The 19,692-nt window shown below is 69.1% G+C and carries 18 protein-coding genes and 1 pseudogene; 5 read left to right on the top strand and 14 right to left on the bottom strand.

What is annotated here, in order from left to right; genetic code table 11:
- Window positions 1-2: 2 nt before the first annotated feature.
- The 7 genes and pseudogenes from RIE08_16555 to RIE08_16525 all read right to left on the bottom strand — a co-directional run bounded on the left by RIE08_16555 (window position 3) and on the right by RIE08_16525 (window position 6,565).
- A complete protein-coding gene (locus RIE08_16555) occupies window positions 3-1,274 on the bottom strand; it encodes an acetyl-CoA hydrolase/transferase C-terminal domain-containing protein (protein ID MEQ8719222.1) in 1,272 nt (423 codons plus the stop codon).
- A gap of 60 nt (window positions 1,275-1,334) precedes the next feature.
- Window positions 1,335-1,751, bottom strand: coding sequence for a large conductance mechanosensitive channel protein MscL (mscL, locus tag RIE08_16550; protein ID MEQ8719221.1), 417 nt, complete (start codon window positions 1,749-1,751; stop codon window positions 1,335-1,337).
- A 116-nt stretch (window positions 1,752-1,867) separates the two neighbouring features.
- Window positions 1,868-2,770 carry an ectoine hydroxylase gene (thpD, locus tag RIE08_16545; GenBank protein ID MEQ8719220.1) on the bottom strand — a complete coding sequence of 301 codons (903 nt, stop codon included), beginning with the start codon at window positions 2,768-2,770 and terminating at the stop codon, window positions 1,868-1,870.
- The gene (locus RIE08_16540; GenBank protein ID MEQ8719219.1) at window positions 2,767-3,213 is read right to left on the bottom strand and encodes an ectoine synthase; all 447 of its coding nucleotides are present in this window, start codon (window positions 3,211-3,213) and stop codon (window positions 2,767-2,769) included. Before RIE08_16540 ends, thpD begins: the two co-directional genes overlap by 4 nt.
- Complete coding sequence (gene ectB / locus RIE08_16535; protein MEQ8719218.1) at window positions 3,210-4,478, bottom strand: diaminobutyrate--2-oxoglutarate transaminase; 1,269 nt, start codon at window positions 4,476-4,478, stop codon at window positions 3,210-3,212. The genes RIE08_16540 and ectB overlap by 4 nt, the downstream gene beginning before the upstream one ends.
- Before the next feature lie 79 nt (window positions 4,479-4,557).
- A pseudogene (ectA, locus tag RIE08_16530) lies at window positions 4,558-5,013 on the bottom strand (diaminobutyrate acetyltransferase).
- Window positions 5,014-5,149: 136 nt separating this feature from the next.
- Window positions 5,150-6,565, bottom strand: a complete 1,416-nt coding sequence (locus RIE08_16525) for an MFS transporter (GenBank protein ID MEQ8719217.1) — start codon at window positions 6,563-6,565, stop codon at window positions 5,150-5,152.
- Window positions 6,566-6,658: 93 nt separating this feature from the next.
- Between RIE08_16525 and RIE08_16520 the strand changes: the two genes are divergently transcribed.
- A complete protein-coding gene (locus RIE08_16520; protein ID MEQ8719216.1) occupies window positions 6,659-7,654 on the top strand; it encodes an aldo/keto reductase in 996 nt (331 codons plus the stop codon).
- A gap of 114 nt (window positions 7,655-7,768) precedes the next feature.
- Window positions 7,769-8,182 (top strand): peptidylprolyl isomerase, encoded by a 414-nt coding sequence (locus RIE08_16515; protein MEQ8719215.1) that lies wholly within the window; start codon window positions 7,769-7,771, stop codon window positions 8,180-8,182.
- 141 nt (window positions 8,183-8,323) lie between these two features.
- On the opposite strand, the gene RIE08_16510 is transcribed toward RIE08_16515, so the two are convergent.
- Window positions 8,324-8,728, bottom strand: coding sequence for a pyridoxamine 5'-phosphate oxidase family protein (locus RIE08_16510; protein MEQ8719214.1), 405 nt, complete (start codon window positions 8,726-8,728; stop codon window positions 8,324-8,326).
- Between the two features lie 77 nt (window positions 8,729-8,805).
- Between RIE08_16510 and nifJ the strand changes: the two genes are divergently transcribed.
- Both nifJ and RIE08_16500 read left to right on the top strand, forming a co-directional pair.
- Window positions 8,806-12,393, top strand: coding sequence for a pyruvate:ferredoxin (flavodoxin) oxidoreductase (nifJ, locus tag RIE08_16505; protein MEQ8719213.1), 3,588 nt, complete (start codon window positions 8,806-8,808; stop codon window positions 12,391-12,393).
- Window positions 12,390-13,403 (top strand): dihydroorotate dehydrogenase-like protein, encoded by a 1,014-nt coding sequence (locus RIE08_16500; GenBank protein ID MEQ8719212.1) that lies wholly within the window; start codon window positions 12,390-12,392, stop codon window positions 13,401-13,403. The genes nifJ and RIE08_16500 overlap by 4 nt, the downstream gene beginning before the upstream one ends.
- Before the next feature lie 48 nt (window positions 13,404-13,451).
- Here the strand turns inward: RIE08_16500 and RIE08_16495 are convergent, their stop codons facing one another.
- Window positions 13,452-13,970 carry a hypothetical protein gene (locus RIE08_16495; protein MEQ8719211.1) on the bottom strand — a complete coding sequence of 173 codons (519 nt, stop codon included), beginning with the start codon at window positions 13,968-13,970 and terminating at the stop codon, window positions 13,452-13,454.
- A gap of 66 nt (window positions 13,971-14,036) precedes the next feature.
- Window positions 14,037-14,468, bottom strand: a complete 432-nt coding sequence (locus RIE08_16490) for a hypothetical protein (GenBank protein MEQ8719210.1) — start codon at window positions 14,466-14,468, stop codon at window positions 14,037-14,039.
- Between the two features lie 121 nt (window positions 14,469-14,589).
- Here RIE08_16490 and RIE08_16485 point away from each other — a divergent pair, with 121 nt between their 5' ends.
- Window positions 14,590-15,546, top strand: a complete 957-nt coding sequence (locus tag RIE08_16485; protein ID MEQ8719209.1) for a DUF5996 family protein — start codon at window positions 14,590-14,592, stop codon at window positions 15,544-15,546.
- Window positions 15,547-15,561: 15 nt separating this feature from the next.
- Here the strand turns inward: RIE08_16485 and RIE08_16480 are convergent, their stop codons facing one another.
- The 4 genes from RIE08_16480 to RIE08_16465 form a co-directional block, all read right to left on the bottom strand.
- Window positions 15,562-16,839, bottom strand: a complete 1,278-nt coding sequence (locus RIE08_16480; protein ID MEQ8719208.1) for an MFS transporter — start codon at window positions 16,837-16,839, stop codon at window positions 15,562-15,564.
- Window positions 16,840-16,907: 68 nt separating this feature from the next.
- Window positions 16,908-17,192 carry an ArsC/Spx/MgsR family protein gene (locus tag RIE08_16475; protein MEQ8719207.1) on the bottom strand — a complete coding sequence of 95 codons (285 nt, stop codon included), beginning with the start codon at window positions 17,190-17,192 and terminating at the stop codon, window positions 16,908-16,910.
- Window positions 17,193-17,328: 136 nt separating this feature from the next.
- On the bottom strand, window positions 17,329-17,991 hold the full coding sequence (locus RIE08_16470; protein MEQ8719206.1) for an ABC transporter ATP-binding protein: 663 nt from the start codon (window positions 17,989-17,991) through the stop codon (window positions 17,329-17,331).
- Window positions 17,991-19,628 (bottom strand): hypothetical protein, encoded by a 1,638-nt coding sequence (locus tag RIE08_16465; protein MEQ8719205.1) that lies wholly within the window; start codon window positions 19,626-19,628, stop codon window positions 17,991-17,993. The genes RIE08_16470 and RIE08_16465 overlap by 1 nt, the downstream gene beginning before the upstream one ends.
- Between the last annotated feature and the right edge of the window lie 64 nt (window positions 19,629-19,692).

The raw sequence follows: 19,692 nt of genomic DNA, 5'->3' as shown, positions 1-19,692 counted from the left end.
GCTCAGATGAAGCCGAGAGCCCGGGCCTGAACGGTCAGTTCCTCACGGAACTGCGGGGCGGCGACGGCGATGAGAGCCTTGGCGCGCTGGCGCAGCGACTTCCCCCAGAGCTCGGCCACGCCGAACTCGGTCACGACCTTGTCCACGGTGTTCTTGATGGTCGTGACGGCCGCACCGGGCGTGAGCTGGGGCTTGATCCGGCTCATCGTCCCGTCGCTCGTCGTCGAGTGCAGGACGATGAAGCCCTGTCCTCCCTGGCTGAACATGGCCCCGCGGGCGAAGTCCGCCTGCCCGCCCGACCCCGAGTACATCCGCGAGCCGATGGACTCCGACGCGCACTGCCCCATGAAGTCGACCTCCAGGGTGGAGTTGATCGACACGAAGTTCGGCTCCTGGCCGATGATGCGCGGGTTGTTGACGTAGCGGACCGGCCACATCTCGACCGATGCGTTGTCGTGGAGATAGTCGTAGAGCTCCGCCGAGCCGAGGGCGAAGGTACCGACGACCTTCATCCGGTTGAGGAACTTGTCCACCCCGTTCACCACGCCCTCGTGCATGAGCGTCATGACCCCATCGGAGATCAACTCCGTGTGGACCCCGAGGTTCCGGTGATCGGTCAGGTTCTCCATGACCGCGTTCGGGATCGCGCCGATGCCGGTCTGGATGGTCGCGCCGTTCGGGATCCGCTCGGCGACGAACTCGCCGATCCGCCGGTCCAATTCGCCCGGCTCGGCGGCGGGAACCTCGACGAGGGGGTGGTCGTCGCGGCTCCAACCGAGGAGCTGGGTGAGGTGGACCTGGTTGCGCCCGAACGTCCGCGGCATCCGCTCGTTCACCTCGACGAACAGGCGGGCCCGGCCGACCATCGACCCGACGTAGTCGGCGTTGGTGCCGAAACTCACGTGCCCGTGGTGATCAGGCAGCGACCCCGCCGTCAGGACCAGCGGATCCGGCAGGGACCTCATGATGACGGGCACCTCCGAGAAGTTCGCCGGGACGAAGTCGACGGTGCCGTTCGCGAGGTGGCGCCTCGTGATGGGAGACAGGAAGTACGAGACGTGACGGAGTCGGTCGCCGAACTCCCCGCGCAGGTAGGGCCGGTCGTGCAGGGGGTGCATCTGGTGGATCCGGACCCCCTCCAGCTGGTCGGCGTTCGCCTCGATCACGTCGAGGAGCTCGCGCGGTTCGCCGTTGGCCAGCGGGACGATGATGTCCTGGTTGGGACGGATGTGTTCGAGAACGGCCTCGGCCGCGACAGGACGTGGGGTCTCCATGGGGTTCACCTTCTTCGTCGTGACGCCGGGCCGCAAGTGCCCGACGTCACGAGCATCGGATCAGTTGGTCGAGCGCAGCGCGTCGCGGATCTCGGTGAGGAGGTCGACCTCCGAGGGGCCCGGCTCGGGCTCCGGCTCGGGCTCGTCCTCGCGACGCAGCGAGTTGTAGGCCTTGACGACCATGAACACCGCGAACGCCACGCTCAAGAAGGCGATCACGGCGTTCAGGAAGCGGCCGTAGTAGATCTGGTGCTCGTAGAGCGTGAGACCGGACTCGGGGTCCGGACCGATCGCGTCGCCCCAGTGGATCGACAGCGCAGAGAAGTCGGGCTGGCCGATGATCGCTGCGATGATCTGCATGAGGACGTCGTCGACGAACGAGGTGATGACCGCACCGAAGGCGGCGCCGATGACGACCGCGACCGCCAGGTCGACGACGTTGCCTCGGTTGATGAACTCTTTGAACTCCTCGATCATCGGGCCTCCCCCGGTTCCTGTGCGCCGTCGCGGCGCACACCGCGACCGTAGGTCAGCGGTGCGGTCCACGGGGGCGACCGTGTGCGCGGGGCGGGCGGCCGTCAGGGCCGGTCGGTTCAGTCGAGCGGTTCGAACGAGCGGTCCGCGATGTGATTCGGTCGCGGAACATCGGTCCCGAACGGCTCGACGAGCGCGTTGGCCAGCGCGTTGTAGACGAAGAAGAGGTTGGTGCGCGCCACCGGAGAGATGTTGTCCGGCGACCCGTGCATCGTGTTGCAGTCGAAGAAGCACACCGACCCGGGAGGACCCGTGAACTGCTCGACGGTGCCCTGCTCGGCCAGCGCATCGAGTTGGGCCGGGGTCGGAACCCCGTATGACTGCTTGCGCAGCGAGGTCAGATGGTTGTCCTCGGGCGTCGACCCCGGGAACGACAGGTAGGTCCGGTGCGAGCCGGCGATGAGAAGGAGCTGCCCGTTCCAGGGATGGTTCTCGGTCAACGCGATGGAGCAGCTGACCGCGCGCATGGCGGGCATGCCGTCCTCGACGTGCCACGTCTCGAAGTCCGAGTGCCAGGGGAACGAACGGCCCGTGTAGGCACGCTTGACGTTGATCCTGCTCTGGTGGATGTAGACGTCGTCGGCGAGAAGCTGGCGGGCGACACCGAGCAGCTCGGGACGCCGTACGAGCGCCGCGTAGACGTCGCTGGTGCGGTGCACGTCGAACAACGACCGCAGATCGTCGGAATCGGGCTCGTAGATCGCGAGCGGGTCCCGCGATGTCGCCTCACCTGCGAGGCGGGCGAAGTCGTCGGTACAGCGTTCCACGACATCGGCGGGAACGAGTTCCGGAACCACGAGAAAGCCGTCACGGTCGAAGCTCTCGACGTCTTCGGGACTCAGCGGGCCGTCCCCGTCGCCCCAGACGACAGGGTCGAGGCGATCACCGAGGCCGGCATCGCCGCCGACCCGCGACGGGTAGCGGTCCCGGACCGGTGTCGTGGTGGTCCGCGCCGAGCTCACCGGGTGACCATCCCTTCCTGTTCGTGTCGATTCTTCTGGTGACGGTCGAGCCGCAACTGCTCCTCAGCGGGCAGGTAGCCGCCCCGGTCGTCGTGGACCTCGTGGCCCGTGACCGGTGGGTTGAACACACACACGACCCGGAAGTCCTCGATGGCCTTCACCGTGTGGTGGTCGTTCGCGTCGAGGGCGTAGAGCATTCCCGGCTCGATGAGACGCGTCTCACCGGTGGCGTGATCGGTCAGTTCCGCACGACCCTCGATGCAGTAGACGGCCTCGAGGTGGTGCCGGTAGTGCATCTCGGTCGTCGTCCCGGCGGCCAGAACCGTGTCGTGGACCGAGAAACCCATGTCGTCGTCGGCGAGCAGCAGGCGCCGTGAGCGCCAGGTGCCACCGTCGACGTCACGTTCGGTCCCTACGAGGTCGGCGAGTGAACGGATGATCACGCCAGACCCCTACCCGCGGTGACCTTGGCGACGGCGTCGCCGAGGATGTCCAGTCCCGTCGACAGCTCCTCGCCGGTGATCGTCAGCGCCGGTAGCACCTTGACGACCTCGCCCTCCACGCCGGCCGTCTCGGCGACGAGTCCCATCTCGAAGGACGTCGCGATGATCTCACCGGCGACATCGGCGTCGTGGCAGCGGAGGCCCTGGATGAGACCCCTGCCCCGTCGCTCGGCGAACACGGCGTCGTGACCGACGCGCAGCGATTCGAGGCGCCCGGCCAACTGCTGTTCACGCGCGGCCACCTGGCGGCTGAGCGTGTCGTCGGACCACCAGATGTCGAGTGCCTTCGACGCAGTGACGAAGGCCGCGTTGTTGCCGCGGAAGGTGCCGTTGTGTTCGCCCGGCAGCCACTCGTCGTGCTCGGGCCGGATCAGGACGACGGCCATCGGCAGACCGAAACCGCTGATGGACTTCGACAGGCAGACGATGTCGGGATCGAGGCCGTAGTCCTCCCACGAGAAGAACGGCCCGGTCCGACCACACCCGACCTGGATGTCGTCGATGATCAGCAGCATCCCGTGCCGGCGGCACAGTTCCTGGAGCCGCCGGAGCCACATCGCGGAACCCACGTTGATCCCACCCTCGGCCTGGATGGTCTCGACGATCGCCGCCGCGGGCTTGTCCATCCCGCTGCCACCGTCGTCGAGGAACTGCTCGATCAGGGCGATGGAGTCGGTGCCGTCGTCGGAGAGGAACCCGGCGTAGGGCATGGGCGAGGAGTGCGACAGCGGGATCCCCGCGCCGCCACGCTTCATGGAGTTTCCCGTCACCGACAGCGACCCCAGTGTCATGCCGTGGAAGGCGTTGGTGAAGCTCATCACGCTGTCGCGCCCGGTGACCTTGCGGGCCAACTTGAGAGCGGACTCGACGGCGTTGGTTCCCGTGGGACCGGGGAACATGAGCCGGTAGTCCAGATCACGGGGCTCGAGGATCCGCTCGACGAACGTCTCGATGAAGCGACCCTTGGCGGTGGTGGCCATGTCGAGGCCGTGCACGATCCCGTTGCCGCTCAGGTGGTCGATGAGCGCATCACGCAGCGGCTCGGGGTTGTGGCCGTAGTTCAACGCCCCCGCGCCGGCAAAGAAGTCGACATAGCTCCTGCCGTCGGCATCGACGAGGGTGGAGCCGTGGGCCGAGTCGAAGACCGTCGGCCACGATCGGATGTAGGAACGGACCTCGGACTCGTGCTGTTCGAAGGTGTTCATGGACGTGCTCATCTGGGGATCTCCGGTTTTCGGGAAGGAAGGGAAAGGAACGAACGCGGCGCCTTCAGGCGCCACGCGATCAGGGGTTACGAGGCCCGATCCGGAAACGGATCTCCGGCTCGTGGCCGGTGTCGCCGAAGTGCTCGGCCTCGAAGAGGGTCTCGGTGACACAGTCCACCCCCCACCGGTCGGCGAAACCGACGAAGAGGCGTGTCGACGCGACGTTGTCGGGTGTCACGGTGGCTTCGAGGTGACGCACCGCGACGGGAGCGTCGCGGCGGGTCACCTCGTCGAGCAGGCCCGTGGCGACGCCGAGTCCCCGCGCCTGCGGGTCCACGACTATCTGCCAGCAGAAGTACGTCGATGGCTCCGCCGGTGGTCGGAAGCCGGTGACGAAACCCACCGGGTCACCGTCGAGCGTTGCGAGGGCACACGTGTCGGCGAAGTACTCGCACAGCATCAGATAGCTGTACGGGCTGTTCTCGTCGACGGCTCCACGAGCCATCTGCCACATGACCGAACCGTCGGAGACGGTCGGGGGCCGGAACTGTACGGAGGACGAGTCGACGCTCGTCGGGACCGTCTGAACTGTGACACACCACCTGGTCGGGTTGCTTCAGGTAACGATTCGACCGTACATGATCGATACCTGACTGCAAACGGACCCCCTGTCAACGGGCCCGGACGGGGCTCCCCGGCGCGACCGGCGATGCATCCGGGGGGCGACGGTCCGGAATGGGAAGCCGGGTCGCGAGTACCGCCACCACGAGACCACCCACCATCTGGATCAGCCAGACGTGGTCGAATCGGCCGAGGTCGGCGTTCCCGTCGCCAACGAACGAGACCACCAGCGCCACGCCGAGGGCCATTCCGAGGTTCCGGTTGGCCTGGCTCACCGCGGCGCCGACCGCGAACCGGTGGCCCGGCAGCGCCTGCACAGCGGCACTGTTGAGACCCGGGATGACGAACGCCGCGCTGACGCCGGTGATGACCACCGCCGGCAACATCACCGTGAGATAGGCCGGATCCCCATCGGCGAACGCGAGCAGCCACAGACCACCGACGGCATAGAGGACACAGGCCGGGACCAGCGTCACCCGCCAGCCGAACCGCTGCAGCGCCCGACCGATCCAGGGCGCCGATGCCGACGCGATGAACGGGGTCGGCGTGACAGCCAGACCGGCCTCCACCACCGAGTAGTCCCAGACCTGCTGCGTGAACAGGATCCACCCGAAGAACATGTTCCCGAATGCGGTCATGTAGACCAGGATCCCGACGTTCGCCCAGCGGAAGCCGGGCACGGCGAACAACGACAGGTCGACAGCGGGAGCGACCGCCCGGCGTGTCTGGACGACGAACAGGCCCAACAGTGCGAGACCGCCCACGATCGCCAGGACCGTGCGGGTGTCGCCCCAACCCCAGGCGTCGGACTCGACGAACCCAAGGGCGACCAGGCCAACGGCTGCGGCGACGAGGACGACACCGACCGGTGAGGGAATCGGCTCGTCGCCATCGGGACGGGCTTCTTCCAGGACCCTGCGGCCGAGCACGAAGCCGACGATGCCCACGGGGATGTTGATCATGAACGCGGCCCGCCATCCGGCGGCGTCGATCAGGACCGCCCCCAACGAGGGGCCCAGAGCCGCGGCGGCCGCACCGATCGCACCCCAGAGCGTGACCGCGGTCGCCCGCCGCTCGGGGGGATAGGCGTTCATGACGAGACCGAGCGAGGACGGGACCAGGCCGGCCGAGCCGACCGCCTGCAGGACACGGGCGGCAATCAGGATCGGCACGGTCGGAGCGACGCTCGCCAGCGCAGACGCCACCGTGAACACGACGAGGGAGAACTCGAGCACCACGGCGCGGCCCGGCCGGTCCGCGATCCGCCCGGCGGGCACGAGGAGCGCGGCGAAGACGATCGAGTACGCGTTGATGACCCAGGACAACTGTGCGCCGGTGACATCGGGGAAGTCCGCCCGCAGGTCGTCGAAGGCGACGAACAAGACGGTGGTGTCGAGGTTGACGACGAACAGGCCGAGGGCGACGACCGCGAGAACCGTCGCCGGCTTCGTCGTTGTCTCGGCCACCTGTCCCCCCTTGCCCCCGGCGCTGCCATGATCGGTCAAGTTGACCGGTCGGTCAAGTCCGGCGTGGAGGGCTCCCCCGCTACCGTCGTAGCGATGACGACCGATCCGCCCGCGTCACCCCGGCCATCGCGCCTGGGCGCCGGTGGACCCCCCGTCACGCGACTCGGGCTCGGCCTCGCGGCGCTCGGTCGTCCCGCCTACATCACGACTGCCCGGGCGGCCGACCTCGGCGGGGACCGCTCCGTCGGCGCCATGGCGCAACGTTCCTTCGCCGCCCTCGACGCGGCCTACGCCGCCGGCGTGCGCTACGTCGACACCGCACGGAGCTACGGGCGCGCCGAGGAGTTCCTCGCCGACTGGCTCTCGAGTCGGGACGTCGGCGACGTCACGGTCGGATCGAAGTGGGGATACCGCTACGTGGGCGCCTGGCGGATGGAGGCCCCGGTCCACGAGACGAAGGACCACTCCCTGGAGGCCTTCGTGGCCCAGTGGGCGCAGACCTCGGCGACACTCGGTGACGCCGTCGCCGTGTATCAGGTGCATTCGGCCACGTTCGACACCGGCGTCCTCGGGGACACGGCGCTGCACCGGGAACTCGCGTGCTTGCGCGAGAGAGGGGTGATCCCGGGGGTGACGGTCAGCGGGCCGCGCCAGGCCGAACTGATCGAGAAGGCCCTGAGTATCGAAGTCGATGGACTGCGCCTGTTCGGTTCGGTGCAGGCGACGTGGAACGTCCTCGAACGCTCCGCCGAGGCGGCCCTGGCGGCGGCACACGACGACGGTGTGGGCGTGATCGTCAAGGAGGTACTCGCGAACGGGCGGCTCAGCGACGACGGGGACCCGTCTGCGGCGCCGTCGGTGCGGGACCACGCCCGCCGCACCGGCCTCGACACCGCGACCGTGGCGCTCGCCGTGGCACTCACCCGACCGTGGGTCGACGTCGTGCTCTCTGGCGCCGTCACGACCCGACAGGTCCACGCCGGCGCACGGGCGGTCTCCGTCGCGATTCCGACGGTGCTCGTGGACGCCGACCCGGCCGAGACCCCCGACGGGTACTGGGCGACGCGCGCCGCCCGTGAGTGGGCCTGAGCGGAGCGCGCCGTTAAGGTCGATGTCGGCACCGGTCGAGAAGCATTCGGACCGACCGCGATGTGGAACCGGTGTCATCGGGCGCTGCGCCCACCCCTGACCCGGAGGACCCCCATGCCGCAGGATTCGATCACCAATGGTGACACCGTCGACGTGCACTACACCGGCCGCCTCGATGACGGGGAGGTCTTCGACTCCTCCGCCGGACGTGATCCACTGACGTTCGAGGTCGGTGGTGGCCAGGTCATCGCGGGCTTCGACGAGGCTGTGCGCGGACTCGGGGTCGGCGAGAGCCGCACCGTTCGTATCGAGCCCGCCGATGCCTACGGCGAGCGACGCGACGAGCTCATCGGACGGGTCGACGCTGCAAAGGCACCGGACGGACTGACCACCGGCGACGCCGTGATGGTCGGCCAGCAACAGGCCGTCGTGGTCGAGGTGACCGACTCGGAGGTCGTCCTCGACGCCAACCATCCCCTCGCCGGCAAGGCACTCACCTTCGACGTCGAGGTCGTCGCCGTCTCCTGAACACAGCTGCGGGCCCCGGTGTGGACCAGGCATGATCCGGCGTGGTGACCATGGCCCCTTCCGGCCGACTGGAGAGCGCCTTAGCCTTCGGCCGTGAACACCCCCGCAACGGCTCCGATCCCGGTCCTCTCGGGGACCGACTCAGCCGAATCGCCGCCCCGAGAGCTCCTCGACGGTGATCCGCACCCAGCGCTCGCTCCATTCCCCCTTCGACCACGGCACCAGGTCGAGCTGTTCGAGTTCCTCCGTTTCCGCCCACGACGTCACCTCGTTCGCGACTCCCCCGACGAGGACCGACCAACCCGTGCGCTGACGGGTGTCCCAGCCGTCGATCTCGAAGCAGACGTGCTGACCCGACGCGGCCGCATGAAGCTTCTGGCCCTCACGGCTCCGGAAGACGACGGTTCCGTCATGCCAGCGGTAGTTGACGGGCAGAGCGACCGGTCGGTCGTCGGCGACGAAGGCGACGCGTCCGATCGGTGTCGCGTCGAGCAGGGCGTGGCACTCCGCCTCGTCGAGGACCTCGTATCCGGTCTGTTCCTCCATGGCGGCACTCCTGTGCGTCGTCTCGGAAAGTCGATCGACCCGACCGTATGCACAGGGACCCCAGCCCGAGGAGTGCCATGAGTCCCAGCCGTATCACGGTGGACGGCAACGAGGCGGTCGCCCGGATCGCCCACGCGCTGAGCGAGGTCGTCGCCATCTATCCGATCACGCCCGCCTCACCGATGGGCGAGGCGATCGACGCCTGGGCCGAGGCCGGCCGCACCAACATGTGGGGATCGGTGCCGACCGTGATCGAGATGCAGAGCGAGGCCGGTGCGGCGGGCGCCGTGCACGGCAGCGCGCAGGCGGGCGCACTCACCACCACGTTCACGGCGTCGCAGGGACTCCTGTTGATGATCCCGAACCTCTACAAGATCGCCGGCGAACTCACCCCTGCAGTGATCCACGTCGCCGCCCGGTCGGTCGCCACCCATGCGCTGAGCATCTTCGGCGACCACAGCGACGTGATGGCGATACGGCCGACCGGGGTGGCGATGCTCTCGTCGGGATCGGTACAGGAGGCGCAGGACCTCGCTCTCGTCGCCCACGCTGCCACCCTCGTGACGCGCGTCCCCTTCGTCCACTTCTTCGACGGATTCCGCACGAGTCACGAGGTCGCGACCATCACCGCGCTCGACGACAGCGACGTGCGCGCCCTCGTCGACGATGCCGGCGTGGACGAACACCGCCGCCGCAGCCTGGACCCGAGTCGGCCCGACGTGAGGGGTACGGCACAGAACCCCGACGTGTTCTTCCAGGCGCGTGAGGCGGCGAACCCGTATCACGCCGATGTCAGCCGCCACGTCCAGGCGACGATGGACGCTCTGGCGCAGCGCACGGGACGCCGGTACGGGCTGTTCGACTACTCGGGTGCCCCCGACGCGACCGACGTCGTCGTGATCATGGGCTCGGGCGCGGGGACGACGACCCAGGCGGTCCGCCACCTCCTGGCCGAAGATCGCCGTGTCGGCGTCGTCACGGTCCGGCTCTACCGACCCTTCGACGTCGACGCCTTCGACGCAGCCCTTCCCGCGACCACCGAACGGGTCGCCGTGCTGGACCGCACCAAGGAACCGGGCTCGGTCGGCGAACCGCTGTACCTCGACGTGGTCGCGGCGCTCGCTCGAAGCCGGCCCCACACCACTCCCGACGTCGTCGGAGGGCGGTACGGCCTCTCCTCCAAGGAGTACACGCCGGCGATGGCCATCGCCGTGTTCGACATGCTCGCCGGCGGAGAGCCCCGCCATCCCTTCACCGTCGGCATCGTCGACGACGTCACGGGGTTGAGCCTGCCGCTCGACGACACCGCGTGGTCCGAGCCCGACGACGTCATGCGCGCCGTGTTCCACGGCCTCGGCAGCGACGGGACGGTCGGCGCGAACAAGAACTCGGTCAAGATCGTCGGCGAACACACCGACCTGCACGCTCAGGGCTACTTCGTCTACGACTCCCGCAAGTCGGGGTCGATGACCACCTCGCACCTGCGCTTCTCGCCCCGCCCGATCGACTCCGCCTACCTCATCGACGACGCCCACTTCGTGGCCTGTCACGACTTCGGATTCCTCGAACGCAGTGACGTCCTCACCCGCGCCCGACGGGGTGCCACGTTCCTGCTGAACAGCCCCTGGTCCGCGACCGAGGTCTGGGCGCACCTTCCCGCGGAGGTCCAGGAGCGGATCATCGAGCTCGACCTCGACCTGTGGGTGGTCGACGCCGACCGCGTCGCGCACGACGCCGGACTCGGTGGCCGCATCAACACCGTCCTCCAGACGTGTTTCTTCGCCCTCACCGATCTCGTCGAGACGGAGGCGGCGGTAGGCGCGATCAAGGACACGATCGCCAAGACGTACTCACGACGCGGCCGCGTCGTCGTGGCCCGCAACAACGCCGCGGTCGACGCCGCGCTGGATGGACTCGAGCAGGTGACCATCCCGGCGACGGCGACATCATCGCTACACCGTCGACCCGCCGTTCCCGAGGCCGCCCCGGACTTCGTCCAACGGGTGACGGCGGCCATGCTCGCGGACCGCGGGGACCTGCTCCCGGTGAGCGCGCTGCCCGTGGACGGACGGTTCCCTCCGGGAACCACCCGCTGGGAGAAGCGTGGCCTGGCCGCGGAGATCCCTATCTGGGATCCCGACATCTGTATCGACTGCGGCCGGTGTGCCCTCGTGTGCCCGCACGCCGCCATCCGCATGACGATCTCGCAGCCCGACGACCTCGTCGGCGCGCCCGAGGGATTCGTCTCGAAGCCGCTCGCCCGAGCGGATGACGCGACGCGCCTGATGGTGCAGGTGGCCCCCGACGACTGCACGGGCTGTGGCGTATGCGTGTCGGTGTGTCCGGCCAAGAGCCGTGAGGAGGTACGCCACAGGGCCATCGACATGGAGCCACGCGGACCTCACCTCGAGAGGGAGCGGCTCAACTTCGCGTTCTTCGAGCAGTTGCCGGTCCCCGACCGGACCTCCCTCGCGCTCGACACGGTGAAGGGCTCCCAGCTCACCCAACCCCTGTTCGAGTTCTCGGGGGCGTGCTCGGGTTGCGGCGAGACGCCCTACCTGAAGCTGTTGACCCAACTCTTCGGTGACCGGCTCGTCGTCGCGAACGCGACGGGATGCTCGTCCATCTACGGGGCGAACCTGCCGACCACCCCCTGGGCCGCGAACGACGAGGGCAACGGCGCCGCGTGGATCAACTCGCTGTTCGAGGACAACGCCGAATTCGGCCTGGGAATCCGCATCGCCCGCGACCATCTCACGGCCGAGGCCCGGTCGCTGCTGGGGGAGATCGTCGACGAGGTCGGCCCCCTCGGCGCGGAGATCCTCACGGCCGACCAGTCCGACGAGGCGGGCCTGGCCGAACAACGGCGTCGCGTGGCGGTGCTGAGATCACGCCTCGCAAACCTGACCCTGCCACCGGCGCGTCGCCTTCTCGCGATCGCCGAGCACCTCGTGCGGTCCTCGGTGTGGATCGTCGGCGGCGACGGTTGGGCCTATGACATCGGCTTCGGTGGACTGGACCACGTGCTCGCCGCCGGTCGCGACGTCAACGTGCTGGTCCTCGACACCGAGGTGTACTCCAACACCGGCGGCCAGACGTCGAAGGCCACTCCACGCGCCGCCATCGCCAAGTTCTCGGCCGGCGGCAAGAACACGGCCAAGAAGGACCTCGGCGTGATCGCGATGGCCCACCCCGACGTGTACGTCGCCCACGTGGCGATGGGCGCCAACATGACCCAGGTCGTCAAGGCCTTCGCCGAGGCCGAGGCCCACCCCGGTCCGTCGATCATCATCGCCTACAGCCCCTGCATCGCCCACGGCATCGACATGGGAGAGATGATCGAACACCAGAAGCTCGCCGCGGAGACCGGCTACTGGCCGCTGTACCGCTACGACCCGCGCAGGGAGCGTCAGGGCGAGCACGCGCTCCGTCTCGACGGCCGCGCTCCGACCCGACCCTTCGCCGAGTTCGCCGCACGCGAAGGCCGGTTCGCGATGTTGGCCCGCGCGAACCCCGCCCGGGCGGAGGAACTCATGGCGGCGGCGCAGGCCGACATCGACGACCGTTGGCATCTCTACGAGCAGATGGTCGAGATCGAACACACCGCCACGTACGGCATCGTCGACGACGACCCCCACGCCGCTGACGACGGAGAGGGCCGATGAACGACGCACCCGATCTGACCACCACCTATGCTGGCCTCACCCTGCGCAGCCCATTGGTGGCGTCCGCCTCGCCCCTGACGGGCGAGATCGACTCGCTGTTGCGACTCGAAGCCGCCGGAGCGGCCGCCGTCGTCCTGCCCTCGCTGTTCGAGGAGCAGATCGAACACGAGATGATGGCGCTGCACCACGGCCTCGAGACGGGCGCCGGACAGTTCGCGGAGGCGGCCGACGGATACCTCCCCGACCTCGACGACTACAACACCGGACCCGACGACTACCTCGAACTACTCGTGGCGGCCCGGCGGGAGCTGTCGATCCCGGTCATCGCGAGTCTGAACGGCACGACGCCCGGCGGCTGGACGTACTACGCGCGCGAGCTGGCCGACGCGGGTGCCGATGCCCTCGAGTTGAACATCTACGCCGTGGCTGCAGACGTGTACGCAACCGGCGCGGAGGTGGAAGACGGCTACGTCCGCCTCGTCGAGCACGTCCGCGAGGCGGTGCAGATCCCGTTGTGCGTGAAGGTCGGGCCCTTCTTCTCGTCGCCCGGCCACATGGCCCGGTCTCTGGTGGACGCCGGCGCCGACGCGCTCGTGTTGTTCAACCGCTTCTATCAGCCCGACATCGACCTCGACTCCCTGTCGGTGGTACCCGACCTCGTCCTGTCGCAGTCGAGCGAGATGCGGCTCGTCCTGCGATGGATGGCGATTCTGCGGGGCAGGGTCGATGCGTCGCTCGCCGCGACCACAGGGGTCCACGACGGCCTCGACGCGGCCAAGCTGATCCTCGCCGGTGCCGACGTCGTCATGACCACCTCGGCGCTACTCGAACACGGCGCCGGGCACATCGGCGTCATCGCCACGGAGATGGCCGCCTGGTTCGCCGACAACGGCTACGAGTCCCTCGACCAGGCCAGGGGCAGCCTCAGCCAGGAGGCCTCACCGGACCCGTCGGCGTTCGAGCGGGCGAACTACATGCGCACACTCATCTCCTGGTCCTCCGACGCCTGAACCGACACCGCTTCAGCGACCCCGACGAGGGCGAACCTCGACGCTCGCTCAGGCCACCGGCCGCGCGCCGGGCAGCGGACACGCCACCAGGTCGTAGGTGGCCAGGCGGCGTCGCAGGGTGTGGACGAGCAGGCCGATGGCAATCAGGCCGACCACGGGCTGAACGGGCGCCCACCAGCTGAGGGCGCCGCCGGTTCCGATCAGCGCGACGACCGCCTGGTTACACACTGGACAACCGACCGCGAGGAAACTGGCGAATCCGCCCCACACGGTGCGGGTGTCCTCCCCCTCGAGCGCGCCGACCGCATCCGCGCGTGCCGTGTCGCCGCCGGAGCCGGCGACACCATCGACCACGGAGGACTCCGGGCGGATGGCCAGAGTCAGGCCGATGAGCGCGGCCGCGATCGATGCGATGACGTAGTCGATGGCCCGGATGGGCACCGGCCGTCCGAACCACGGGGTGTCGATCAGGTCGGACGGGACCGCGATGAGGACGTACGCGATGAGAGCGATCGGCACGGCGCGCGGCCAGGTCCGCAGCGGCAACGAACGCAGGGTGGCGACCACGTCGCCGAGGTTAGGTGCCGGCTGGATACAAACGGCCGCGCCAGGGCCGCGCCGGGGTGCGGGGCCTCAGATGGCCTGTGTCACCATGGCGGCGACAGCGACACCGTGGAGCGACCATGCGACCGTCCGGACCCAGTTCGTCCGCACGAGCCGGGCGGAGTCACCCACATCGGGGCGCCGGGCTAGACGTTGGTGGATGGGCACCTGAACGAACGCCGTCGACGCCAGCGCGACACCGAGGGCCGCCAGCCCTACCCACGGCCATGCGACACCAACGCCATCGGGCCGGTCGATGACCAGCACCACCGCCGTGATCGCCTCGACCGCCATCAGCGGACCGACGACGAAGCCCGTGAGGTGCTGGTGCCGGTTGGCGATCGCCACCTGGGAGGAGAACGGAACCGAACCCAACAGCGGGTAGTGCACGATCTGGACGAACCAGATCAGTCCGACCATCGACCATGTGGCAGCCACGGCGAGAGCGAGCACGATGTCCATGGGGCGAGTCTGGCCGACCGGGGGCCGTTGCGGCCCGGTGGCATGGAGGATGGAGTTCGATTCGACCCCGAGGCGACCGACGTGCACAAGATGTCGCACTCCCCGACCGGAAAGGCCCCTGATGCCCACGACCCGGAACCCCTGGCCCGAACTGCCGAGCGACGACTGGCACGACACGCTCGAGACGCTCCATCTGTGGACCCAGATCATCGGCAAGATCCGGATGGTCGCGACCCCGTGGATCAACCACTCCTGGAGCGTTCCGCTGTACGTGTCACCGACTGGTCTGCGGACCTCGCTCGTTCCACACGACGCCGAGGGCTTCGAGTGGAGCTTCGACTTCCTCGCGGACCGCCTCACCCTGTCGACCACCACCGGCGAGACGCGCGTCGTCGAACTCGGACCACGGTCCGTGGCGGACTTCTTCGACGAGGTCATGGCGGCCATGGGGTCGGTTGCCATGCCTGTCGAGATCCACCCGGTTCCCAACGAACTCCCCGACGTCATCCCGTTCGGCCGGGACACGGCCCGGCGTTCCTACGACGGTGACCAGGTCCGCGCGCTCTGGCGGGCCCTGTTGCGCTCCAACCGGGTGTTCACCCGTTTCCGCGCCGGCTATCTGGGCAAGGCCAGCCCCGTTCACTTCTTCTGGGGGAGCTTCGACCTCGCAGTGACGCGCTTCTCCGGGCGAGCGGCGCCGCCCCACGGCGGTGGCGTCCCGAACTTCCCCGACGACGTCGCCCGGGAAGCGTATTCGCACGAGGTGACCAGCGTGGGCCTGTGGCCCGGCAACAGGACCGCCCCGACCCCGATCTTCTACGCGTACGCCTACCCCACCCCCGACGGCTTCGCCGATGCGACCGTCGCCCCCGACGAGGCCTTCTGGCTCGCCGACCTCGGGGAGTTCGCGCTCTCGTATCCGGCGGTCGCCGGGGCCGCGGACCCCGACGCCCACCTCATGGCGTTCCTGGAGAGCACCCATGCTGCGGCCGCCGATCTCGCCGGCTGGGACCGAACCGCACTCGAGTGCGACGATCCCCGCGGCCCGGACTGGTTCCGGAACCGGCCCCACGACTGATCGGTCGTTGGCTGTTCAGGTCGCCCGCGCACGGAACCCGGACTGGTCGGCCAACTCCCGGCGCGCGCCGGCTATGGCCGCCGCGGCCAGGACCGTCGAGATGACGAGTGACCCCGAGGCGCAGGCCCAGGCGAGGTCGTAGCCGCCGGCGTCAGCGAGCAGCCCGAATCCGAACGGGGCGAGCCACCCGCCGATGTAGAAGCCGGCCATCACGGCTCCGGAGGCGCGTTCGACGGCGTGGGGCGCGACATCGACGGTTGCGGTGTGCAGCACACCGATCGCTCCCGTGTAGGAGATGATCCCGACGATCGCGGCGACGAACACCATCGCGACCCGACCGGGCGTTGCGAAGATCATCGTGGCGGTGGCCATCGCCCCCATTGCGATGGTCGCCGACAACACCACGAGGCGAAGGTGTGTGCCGAGGCGGTCCGACATCACCGCCACGGTGATCATTCCGATGACCCCGCTCGCCGTGGCCACCGCGGTGACCACTCCGGCCGCCGACGACGAGAGGTCGACCTCGTCGCGCAGGAAGGGCAGCAGCCAGGTGAAAAGGGGCTGCGCACCCGCGCCGATCAGGAAGCCCGACGCTGCGAGGAGCAGCACGACACGCGGTAGCGGTGTCTGCGGCGTCGCGTGCGCGCGAGCGACCTGAACCGGAACGGGCTCGAACACGCGGACCGCCGCGATCGCCCCCATGAGGGCGAGACCGGCCGAGGTGGCGACGACCCCACGCCAGCCGAGGCTCGTGACGAGGATCCCTGCGACCAGGGCATAGACGGCCGAGAGCAGCGGACCGCCCGCCGTCTTGGTGGTGAGCCCGAGGGCACGTCGACGAAGCGGCACTGCCGCCGCAACCGCGCTGTTCGTGGCCATCGTGATCAGTGCGTGGGCACAACCGCCGAGCGCGGTGAAGGTGAAGAGCGAGATCAGCGTCCCCGAAACAGCGGCGAAGGTGGCTCCGAGGGTGATCGCAGCCAGGCTCACCGCCACCGTGATCCGGGTTCCCAGCCTGACGGCGACGGGAGGCAGCACCAGCGACGAGAGCCCCGACGTGGCGAAGAAGACGCTCGAGATGGCCCCGACCATCCCGCGGCCGATGTCGAGGTCGTCCTGGATCGCCGGAGCCAGATAGCCGACCGAGTTGACCGCGACGGCGCCGAGTCCGAACGCGGTCGCGCCCATCGCGATGATGCCCATCGCCCGGCGGCTCACGGTGTCGGAGTTCACGTCCACGGCCGGCGGGGGCGACGCCGTATCGGAGGCCTCGGGGAGTTGGCGCGTGGTCACACCCTCAGATTATCTGTCTTGATCCGACACTTCTCGCAGGCCGACACGAACCGGTCGGCATCGATGTCTCAGGAGATGAACGGGGCGATGCGATCCTTGGGACGGCCGATGATGGCCTTCGACCCCTTCACGAGCACGGGACGCTGCATCAACCTGGGGTGCTCGACGAGGATGTCGACCACGGCCTCCGCGTCACCCACGAAGTCGTCGGCGTCGAGTCCCAGCTTCTTGAACTGCGAGTCCTTGCGGACGAGATCCTCGACGGGATCCTCGAGGCCCTTGACGATCGCAGTGAGCGTGGCCCGGTCCGGGGGCTCCTTGAGGTATCGCACCACGTCGACGTCGACCTTCATCTCCTCGGCGACCGCCAAGGCGTTCTTGGACGACGTTCAGTTGGGGTTGTGGTAGATCGTCACGTTGGCCATGACCGCTGAGGGTACACAGCCCGCTCGCCCGGCCCGAAGTCCCGGGGGCGACGGCGACACCGTCTCAGTCCGGGGCTTCCGCCGGAGGGCCGTCGAAGACGACCGTGCCGGCATCGAGAATCACGATCCGGTCGAACACCTCGAGGGCGGGGGCGTCGTGTGTGGCGACGAGCGCGGCACCGCCCTCGTCGCGGATTGTCCGCAGGCGGTCGATGACCGCGGCCCGCCCCGCCCGGTCGAGACCCGAGAAGGGCTCGTCGACGAGCAACAACGCGAACGGCCGGGTGATGCCGATGGTGACGGCCGCCTTCTGTCGCAGGCCCCGACTGAAATCGGCGGGCAGGTCGTCGACGCGCCCGGCCAGCCCGAAGGCCGCCACCATCTCGCCGACGCCCTGATCCTCCGGCGTGGTTCCGTGCAGCCGGGCCAGATAGTCGAGATGCTCGGTCAGGCTGAGGTCGTCGTAGAGGACGGGCGCGTCGGGCAGATACGACACCGCGGCACGCGCACGAGCCGATCCGGCGGGTTGGCCCGCCACCTCGACGGTGCCATCGGTCGGGTCCACGAGACCGGCGACCACCCGCAAGAGGGTCGACTTGCCCGAACCGTTGTGCCCCACCAGGGCGACGAGCTCGCCCCCTTCGAGGCTCAGCGAGACCGGGCCGAGGGCCCGGACGTCGCCGTAGTCCTTCACCAGCTTCCTGACGCGCAGCAGTGGCCGGGCCATCACGCGCCTCCCATCGACGTACCACCGGCGGCCGCGGCCGCAACCGAGTCCCGATACCGGACCCACCCGACGAGAACCGCGCCCAGCAGCGAGAGAATGACGGCTCCGTTGGCGGCGACCGGGAAGCCGGGGTCGCCGCGGTCGATCGCGTTCCGCACGAGAACCACCGGCACGACACCGGCCCCTGCCAACACCACCGGCCACACCAGGCGGTAAACGGCGCGGGGGCCCGCGACCTCCGCGGGCATCATCAGGGCATCGCCGGGCGTCGTGCCGATCCGTCGGATACTCAACGCGCCGCCGGCGGCGCCCACCACGGCCGCGGGCAGGGCGGCGATCGCGCTAACGGCGGCCAGGATCGGAGCGGCACCGGCGAGGGCTGCGACCACGCCGGCGAGCATCCACATCACGGCGATGACCACACTCGCCCCGACGAGGTGCCGCACGAGTATCTCCGCTTCGACGACCGGGGCCGTGCCCAGAATGCCGGGATGGTCGATCTCCTGGGCGAAGGGCTCGACGGCCTCGAGTGCCACCAGATACATCACGACGGCGACCACGATCCCCAGTGCCGTCGTGCCCCGCCACACCCCGGCGAGAGACAACCCGGCGACCACAGCGAGAGCGCCGACCCGCACCAGGCGCGACAGCGGCCAACGGAGATAGCTCGCGAGATCCCTGTGCCAGACCGGGAAACGGTCCGCGATGCGCCCGGGGCGCAGCGTCACCATCGGACGGCGACGCGGCCTCTCGAAACCGAGATTGCGCCTCAACAGGATGAGCGAGCGGATGTCCTGGTCGGCCAGGGCGAACCGGACCTGTCGCACCAGGCGGGCCCGACGCGCCATGCGGTCGAGCGACAGGGCACCCACGCGACGGAACCCGGCGACGAGGGCCGCCACGGCGACCACCGGGGCGACCAGTGCCCAGGGGGTGAATGACATCGGCCAGATCCCGATCCGACCGACGGCTGTCATCGGCGCGCTCTGCACGTCCCAGACGATGTCGACGACCGACCACGCCACGAGGCCGATGGAAGCACCGGAGATCAGGTAGGGACGGTTCCGCAACACAGCGAACGACCCGACGAGAAGAGCGGCGCCGATCGTGCCGAGGGTGACGGTCGCCCCCGCGAGGATCCCGCTACCGACCCAGGCGGTCGCGGACCCCGGCAGTCGACGCGAGGCCAGCTCCCCCGTTGCGGCACCCGCCACGATCCCGAGGATCGCAGCCGCCACCGTGAGGCGGCGTACCGGAGCGGCGAGGGTGACGTGCCGGTCGACCGGCGACAGCAGGAGGTGGTGGAAGTCGGTCTCGTCCACAGCGAGCGGGCCGCCGTTGACCCCCGAACGCATCCCGGCGGCGATGGCCATCGCCACGAGCAGGCCCACCCAGGCGGCGCCGTGCGAGCGGACCCACGCGATCTCGCTGGCGCCGATCGCCGCGTCATCGACGAGACCGAGGGCGAGGTAGAAGCCGAACAGTGACAGCAGGACGGTGACGTAAGCCTTGTAGAGCAGATCGCCAGCGGACATCCCGCCGAGACGTCGACGCGAGAGCACCTTGCGAAGTTCGGCCAGGGCCTCGTGCGGTTCCGGCCCGCTCACGGGGTCGGCGGACACCACCGTTTCACGCATCGGGGCCACGATACGTCGGCGGGCGCGCCCGCCGACGTCACCACCGCGATCGCCGGCCTGCGTC

This window comes from Acidimicrobiales bacterium, from assembly GCA_040219085.1.
Taxonomy (GTDB): domain Bacteria; phylum Actinomycetota; class Acidimicrobiia; order Acidimicrobiales; family JAVJTC01; genus JAVJTC01.
Note: the sequence above shows the minus strand (reverse complement) of the source record. Positions and strands in the feature narration are given on the sequence as shown.

Coding starts and splice junctions, on each gene's coding strand:
- RIE08_16555 (MEQ8719222.1), bottom strand. CDS start 1,274: ATGGAGACCCCACGTCCTGTCGCGGCCGAGGCCGTTCTCGAACACATC.
- mscL (MEQ8719221.1), bottom strand. CDS start 1,751: ATGATCGAGGAGTTCAAAGAGTTCATCAACCGAGGCAACGTCGTCGAC.
- ectB (MEQ8719218.1), bottom strand. CDS start 4,478: ATGAACACCTTCGAACAGCACGAGTCCGAGGTCCGTTCCTACATCCGA.
- RIE08_16520 (MEQ8719216.1), top strand. CDS start 6,659: ATGACGACCGATCCGCCCGCGTCACCCCGGCCATCGCGCCTGGGCGCC.
- RIE08_16515 (MEQ8719215.1), top strand. CDS start 7,769: ATGCCGCAGGATTCGATCACCAATGGTGACACCGTCGACGTGCACTAC.
- RIE08_16510 (MEQ8719214.1), bottom strand. CDS start 8,728: ATGGAGGAACAGACCGGATACGAGGTCCTCGACGAGGCGGAGTGCCAC.
- nifJ (MEQ8719213.1), top strand. CDS start 8,806: ATGAGTCCCAGCCGTATCACGGTGGACGGCAACGAGGCGGTCGCCCGG.
- RIE08_16500 (MEQ8719212.1), top strand. CDS start 12,390: ATGAACGACGCACCCGATCTGACCACCACCTATGCTGGCCTCACCCTG.
- RIE08_16490 (MEQ8719210.1), bottom strand. CDS start 14,468: ATGGACATCGTGCTCGCTCTCGCCGTGGCTGCCACATGGTCGATGGTC.
- RIE08_16485 (MEQ8719209.1), top strand. CDS start 14,590: ATGCCCACGACCCGGAACCCCTGGCCCGAACTGCCGAGCGACGACTGG.
- RIE08_16475 (MEQ8719207.1), bottom strand. CDS start 17,192: ATGAAGGTCGACGTCGACGTGGTGCGATACCTCAAGGAGCCCCCGGAC.
- RIE08_16470 (MEQ8719206.1), bottom strand. CDS start 17,991: ATGGCCCGGCCACTGCTGCGCGTCAGGAAGCTGGTGAAGGACTACGGC.
- RIE08_16465 (MEQ8719205.1), bottom strand. CDS start 19,628: ATGCGTGAAACGGTGGTGTCCGCCGACCCCGTGAGCGGGCCGGAACCG.